The sequence below is a fragment of the Neisseria sp. P0022.S010 genome (genome assembly GCF_051956635.1).
Map to the genome: position 1 here is coordinate 1 of NZ_JBQCXF010000183.1, position 5588 is coordinate 5588.

Annotated in this window: 7 protein-coding genes; 4 read left to right on the plus strand and 3 right to left on the minus strand. The window is 52.9% G+C overall.

Features of this window, described 5'->3' with window-relative positions; all coding sequences use genetic code 11:
• Positions 1-86: 86 nt before the first annotated feature.
• The 4 genes from ACTHUT_RS13180 (at position 87) to ACTHUT_RS13195 (ending at position 2750) form a co-directional block, all read left to right on the plus strand.
• On the plus strand, positions 87-566 hold the full coding sequence (locus tag ACTHUT_RS13180; protein WP_003680809.1) for an LPS-assembly lipoprotein LptE: 480 nt from the start codon (positions 87-89) through the stop codon (positions 564-566).
• Positions 566-1567 carry a DNA polymerase III subunit delta gene (holA, locus tag ACTHUT_RS13185; RefSeq protein ID WP_440385808.1) on the plus strand — a complete coding sequence of 334 codons (1002 nt, stop codon included), beginning with the start codon at positions 566-568 and terminating at the stop codon, positions 1565-1567. The genes ACTHUT_RS13180 and holA overlap by 1 nt, the downstream gene beginning before the upstream one ends.
• A 147-nt stretch (positions 1568-1714) precedes the next feature.
• Positions 1715-2134, plus strand: coding sequence for a hypothetical protein (locus ACTHUT_RS13190; protein ID WP_003746427.1), 420 nt, complete (start codon positions 1715-1717; stop codon positions 2132-2134).
• Between the two features lie 91 nt (positions 2135-2225).
• Entirely contained in the window at positions 2226-2750 is a 525-nt protein-coding gene (locus tag ACTHUT_RS13195) for an RDD family protein (protein WP_440385807.1), read from the plus strand.
• Between the two features lie 94 nt (positions 2751-2844).
• On the opposite strand, the gene ACTHUT_RS13200 is transcribed toward ACTHUT_RS13195, so the two are convergent.
• The 3 genes from ACTHUT_RS13200 to ACTHUT_RS13210 all read right to left on the minus strand — a co-directional run bounded on the left by ACTHUT_RS13200 (position 2845) and on the right by ACTHUT_RS13210 (position 5356).
• A complete protein-coding gene (locus ACTHUT_RS13200) occupies positions 2845-4080 on the minus strand; it encodes a beta-ketoacyl-ACP synthase (protein WP_440385806.1) in 1236 nt (411 codons plus the stop codon).
• Complete coding sequence (gene fabG, locus ACTHUT_RS13205; protein ID WP_003746422.1) at positions 4074-4802, minus strand: 3-oxoacyl-ACP reductase FabG; 729 nt, start codon at positions 4800-4802, stop codon at positions 4074-4076. Before fabG ends, ACTHUT_RS13200 begins: the two co-directional genes overlap by 7 nt.
• A 65-nt stretch (positions 4803-4867) precedes the next feature.
• Positions 4868-5356 (minus strand): ApeP family dehydratase, encoded by a 489-nt coding sequence (locus ACTHUT_RS13210; protein WP_204787863.1) that lies wholly within the window; start codon positions 5354-5356, stop codon positions 4868-4870.
• Between the last annotated feature and the right edge of the window lie 232 nt (positions 5357-5588).

Consider the following 5588-nt stretch of genomic DNA (forward strand, 5'->3'; position numbering starts at 1 on the left):
ACTTTCCGTTTACGGTTTCAGACGGCCTAAACATTATTCGTTATAATCCGACGATACCGTAACCGGTTTCAACGAAGGAATATCCAATGAAAAAAATCCTATTGCCTGCACTCGCCCTATTGCTTGCCTCTTGCGGTTTCCACCTGAAAGGCACTGGCGTGACTTCTCAGCCGCTTCCTTATCAGAACTGGCATGTAGAAGGCGGAGCCGTCATGCAAAAAGCGCTGGAAAATGCCTTACGCCGTGCCGACGGCCATCCGGTTAGCGAAGCCGAATCACAAATCACCCTGCGCGTTGTCGACTTCCAAAAACGCCGCGACATCTACACCATCACCCGCGCCGCCGCAATCAACGAATACCTGCTGGCCATGACCGTCAAAGCCCAAGCCTTCCGCAACGGCGAGCCGGTCGGCGAACCGATGGAAGTCAAGGTGCACCGCACCATGGACTACGCCGACAGCGAAGTCTTGGGCAAACAGGAAGAGGAAGAAACCATTTGGTCTGAAATGCGCATCGACGCCGCAGATCAAATCGTCCGCCGCCTGACTTTCCTGAAAGCGCAATAATGGCTGCCGCGCCTATTGAGAGCCTGCGCCCCGATACGCCGCTTAAGCCGTTGTACATCATCCACGGCGAAGAGGATTTGTTGCGCATCGAGGCTTTGGATACGCTGCGCGCAGCCGCAAAAAAACAAGGTTATCTCAACCGCGAAGTCTATACCGCTGAAAACAATTTTGACTGGAACGAGCTGTTGCAAAGTGCCGGCAGCGCAGGTTTGTTTGCCGATTTGAAATTACTGGAAATCCACATTCCCAACGGCAAACCTGGCAAAAACGGAGGCGATGCCCTGCAAGCCTTCGCCGAACGCCTGCCCGAAGATACGGTTACGCTCATCCTCCTGCCCAAGCTTGAAAAAACACAAATCCAGTCCAAATGGTTTTCCGCATTGGCTGGCAAAGGCATCGTCTTAGAAGCCAAAGCCGTTGTGCCACATGCTTTGCCGCAATGGATACAGGGCCGTCTGAAACAGCAGGGTTTGGACATCGAACCTGAAGCACTCGCCCTGTTTGCCGAGCGCGTCGAAGGCAATCTTTTGGCTGCCCGTCAGGAAATCGAAAAACTCGCACTGCTCCATCCCAAAGGCCATTTGATCAATATTGCCGACGCAGAAGCCGCAGTTGCCACCGTCGCCCGCTTCGACGTATTCCAACTGGCCGGCGCATGGATGAAAGGCGATGCCCTGCGCGTTTCCCGCTTACTGGACGGTTTGGAAGAAGAAGGCGAAGAGCCGGTTTTGCTGTTGTGGGCGGTTGCCGAAGACATCCGCACCCTAATCCGCCTCACTGCCGCACTCAAGCAAGGCCAAAACATCCAAAGCCTGCGCAACAGCCTGCGCTTATGGGGCGACAAGCAGACCCTTGCACCGATGGCGGCCAAACGCATTGCCATCAACCGCCTGCTCGACGCGCTCAAAACCTGCGCCAAAATCGACCGCATCATCAAAGGCGCGGAAGAAGGCGATGCATGGACCGAGTTCAAACAACTCGTTACTTCGCTGGCCGCTTGAAAACCGTTGCCACGCGTCAAGAAACTTGCACGCAATACGCCCCAAAAACAGAAAATACTGTAAAATAGCGTAAACTTAAATTCAGGCCGTTTGAACCTCGCATTTCAGACGGCCTCTTCCAGCAAAAAACAAGGAAACACCAACCGTATGGATAATAAAACCAAACTTCGCATCGGCGGTCTGGCCCTGCTGACCACTGCCGTATTAAGCCTCATCATCGTTCTGATCGTCGATTCATGGCCGCTGGCCATCCTGTTGGCCGTCATCATCGTGGCCGCTGCCGCAGGCGGTTTCGTTTGGACTTCGCGCCGTCAGCAACGCCAATTCCTCGAGCGCCTGAAAAAATTCGACATCGATCCGGAAAAAGGCCGTATCAACGAAGCCAACCTGCGCCGCATGTACCACAGCGGCGGCCAACATCAAAAAGACGCGATTACCTTGGTTTGCCTGTCGCAAAAATGTTCCGTTGACGAAGCGCACGCCATCTTTAAAAAACGTCCGACCCGTCAGGAAATGAACCAAATGGCCGCCCAACAGGCACGCGGTCAAAAACGTCCACATCGTTAATCCCGACAGTAACAGGCCGTCTGAACATTCCACCCCGTTTCAGACGGCCTGTTTTTATTGCCATCAAACCCATTTCCGTTTCCATCGCATTATGACCCGTCTTCTCACCGCCCCTCTCAAACGCCGCCTCGCTGCACTGGTTTACGAACTTCTGCTGACCGGCGCCGTGACCAGCATTGCCGCCCTTGCAGCCGGTATTGCCGCCATCTTTCTCAATCCCGTTTCCACGCGCCTGTCCATGCTGGCAACCTGCCTGATTCTGTTCTACGCATGGTGGCTCTACTTCCGCGCCAACTGGCACAAAAAAGGCCAAACCCTCGCCATGCAGACATGGAAAATCGGTTTGACCGATAAAAACGATACCCAGCCATCCCTGCCGCAACTGCGCCTGCGCTTTATTTGGGCCAGCATTTTTATTGTTTTCATTCCCCTTCTCGCCTACGCCGGATTGCGTCATCTGCTCAATATCCCGCCCAAAGGCGCATTCGGCGCCGCGCTCATCTGGCTCATCCTGCCATGGGGCTTCGCCCTGTTCCATCCCGACCGCCAGTTCCTCTACGACTTCTTGGCCGGAACAAGGCTGGTGGATTTAAATCAGAAGAAAACAAACGAATAAAATCCAAAAGCGGCTCAATCCGTAAATAAAATAAAGGCCGTCTGAAACTCCAGATAAGTTTCAGACGGCCTTTAATCATGAAATCAAGCGATGATTATTCTTGCCAACGTTTGAACACCAGCGAAGTATTGACGCCGCCAAAAGCAAAGTTATTGCTGACCACATAATCGGTTTGAATTTCACGTCCGCCTGTTTGAATGTAATCTACCTTACCACAACGCGGATCGATGTTTTCCAAATTGACAGTCGGCGCAAACCAACCGTTGTTCATCATTTCGATGGTGAACCAGGCTTCCAACGCGCCACACGCGCCGAGTGTATGGCCGAGGTAGCTTTTTTGCGAACTCATGGGGATGAATCCGAACACGGCCTCGGTCGCCAATGTTTCGGCAATATCGCCCTTTTCGGTCGCCGTACCGTGGCCGCTGACGTAGCCGACTTTATCAGGCGTAATACCGGCGTCTTTCAGCGCAAGCTCCATACATTTTTGCATGGTTTCTTTTTGCGGTTGGGTAACGTGGCTGCCGTCGCTGTTGGCACCATAGCCGACAAGCTCGGCATAGATTTTCGCACCACGCGCACGGGCGTGTTCCAATTCTTCCAATACAAAAATGCCTGCGCCTTCGCCGATGACCAAGCCGTCGCGTTCGTTGTCGTAAGGACGCGGGGTCAGTTCGGGTTCGCCGTTGCGGCGGCTGGCGGCATAAAGTGAATCGAAAACATAAACTTCAGACGGACAAAATTCTTCGCCGCCTCCCGCCAGCATCATATCAATCAGGCCGTATTTAATCGCTTCGTAGGCATAACCAATGCCTTGGCTGCCGGACGAACACGCGCTCGATGTCGGGATAATGCGGCCTTTCAAACCGAAGAAAATGCCGATATTGGCGGCAGTCGTATGCGGCATCATGCGCACATAAGTATTGGCGTTGAAATTGCGCGATGTGCCTGTTATCAAAAGTTCACCCATATCGCCGATGTCTTTGGTGCTGCCGACAGACGAACCGCATGCCACGCCCATACGACCGTCTGTAATGCTTTCATCGTCCAGCAAACCCGCATCCGTCAAGGCTTGCTCCGCCGCATCGACACACAAATGCGATACGCGACCCATACTTCTGAGCTGCTTGCGCGTCCAGTGCTCTGGAGGGGAATAGCCTTCAATCGGCGCACCCAGTTGCGCTTCCAATTCAGGAAAGCGTCCGCTCCAGTCCATGTATTTGACGGCATTTTTTTCGGCTTTAAACGCCGCCTGTATACTTTGCCAATCACGGCCGAAGGCGGTAATACCGCCAATACCTGTTACAACGACTCTTCTGGTATTCAACACAAACCTCCGTTCACAGCAATCACTTGGCGCGTAATGTACGCCGCTTTTTCATCCATCAAAAAGCGCACCGCATGCGCCACTTCTTCCGGCAATCCCATGCGCGCGGCAGGGACGGCCTTTAAGATTTCTTCGACAGGTACGTTCTCATCGATAATATCGGTATCGATAAGGCCCGGCGCCACACAGTTGACGGTGATTTTGCGCTTCGCCAGTTCGACCGCCAAGGCTTTTGCCGCGCCGATCAAGCCCGCTTTGGACGCGCTGTAATTGACCTGACCGCGGTTGCCCGTCAAACCGGACACCGACGCCATGCACACAATCCGTCCTGCTTTACGGCGGCGGATCATCGGCATGGTCAAAGGGTGCAACACATTATAAAAACCGTCCAAATTGGTTCGCAGCACCAAATCCCAATCATCATCTGTAAACGCAGGAAACGCATTGTCGCGCGTCAGTCCGGCGTTCAACACCACGCCGTAATATGTGCCGTTTGCTTCGATGTCAGCAGTCAGAATTTCACGGCAGGCTTCGCGGTCGGACACGTCAAACTGCAACACGCGTGCATTTCTACCCAATGCACGGATTTCTTCCGCGACAGCTTCCGCTTCATCGCGGCGGCTGCGGCAGTGGACGACAATATCAAAGCCGTCCTGTGCCAAACCAAGCGCGACAGCTTTGCCGATACCGCGATTAGACCCTGTAATTAAAATAGTTTCACTCATACGTTTTCTCACTATATCGACAGGCCGTCTGAATCTTTGTCTTTTCAGACGGCCTTGTAAACAGTTTAAATGATTTGGCCGTCTTTCGGACTGTACACATTTAAAGAGGCTTTTGCCAGCAAACCGTCCGGCGGCAACAGAGGCTTCACATCTTCCGGCGCATCCGTCCAGCGCAACTCGCAATCAAATACGCCCATGCCGCCCAAATCCTGAATGGACACATGCGCCCTGACTTCCAACTCAGTACCGACAGGCACGGAATCGGCAAACAAATCCAGCTTACGCGTTCCCAATAAAAAACCCAAACGGACAGGCTCTCCGGCCTTTAAAGCCTCAATGCCTGCAAACGCGCCTATGCCCTGCGCCATCAATTCCATATAAGCCATAGACGGCAACACGCCGTCCTGCAGCAAAATATGCTTGTCGCCAACCGGCGCACGGCAAACCGTGTAGTCATCGCCAAATTCTTTCACACAATCGATAAGCACCATATGTCCGCTGTGAGGAAGCAGCGAAGCCACATCATAAATCGGGGCACTCGGTATTGAAGGCATAAAATGTCATCCGGGAATAAATTACGTTACAATATGCATTATAACAGAGCCTAGCTTTTACTAACCCATTTCATTACAATGTATGAAAATGTAAAACATTGAAAGACATCATGCCTCAAAACGTTTGCCGTTTCAGCTTCAATATCGCCGCATGGCAGGCCTCCTCCAGCAAAATCAGTACGCCGGAGCAATGGCAGGACTGGGCGCAGGGAAAACTCGATACCGCCTCACT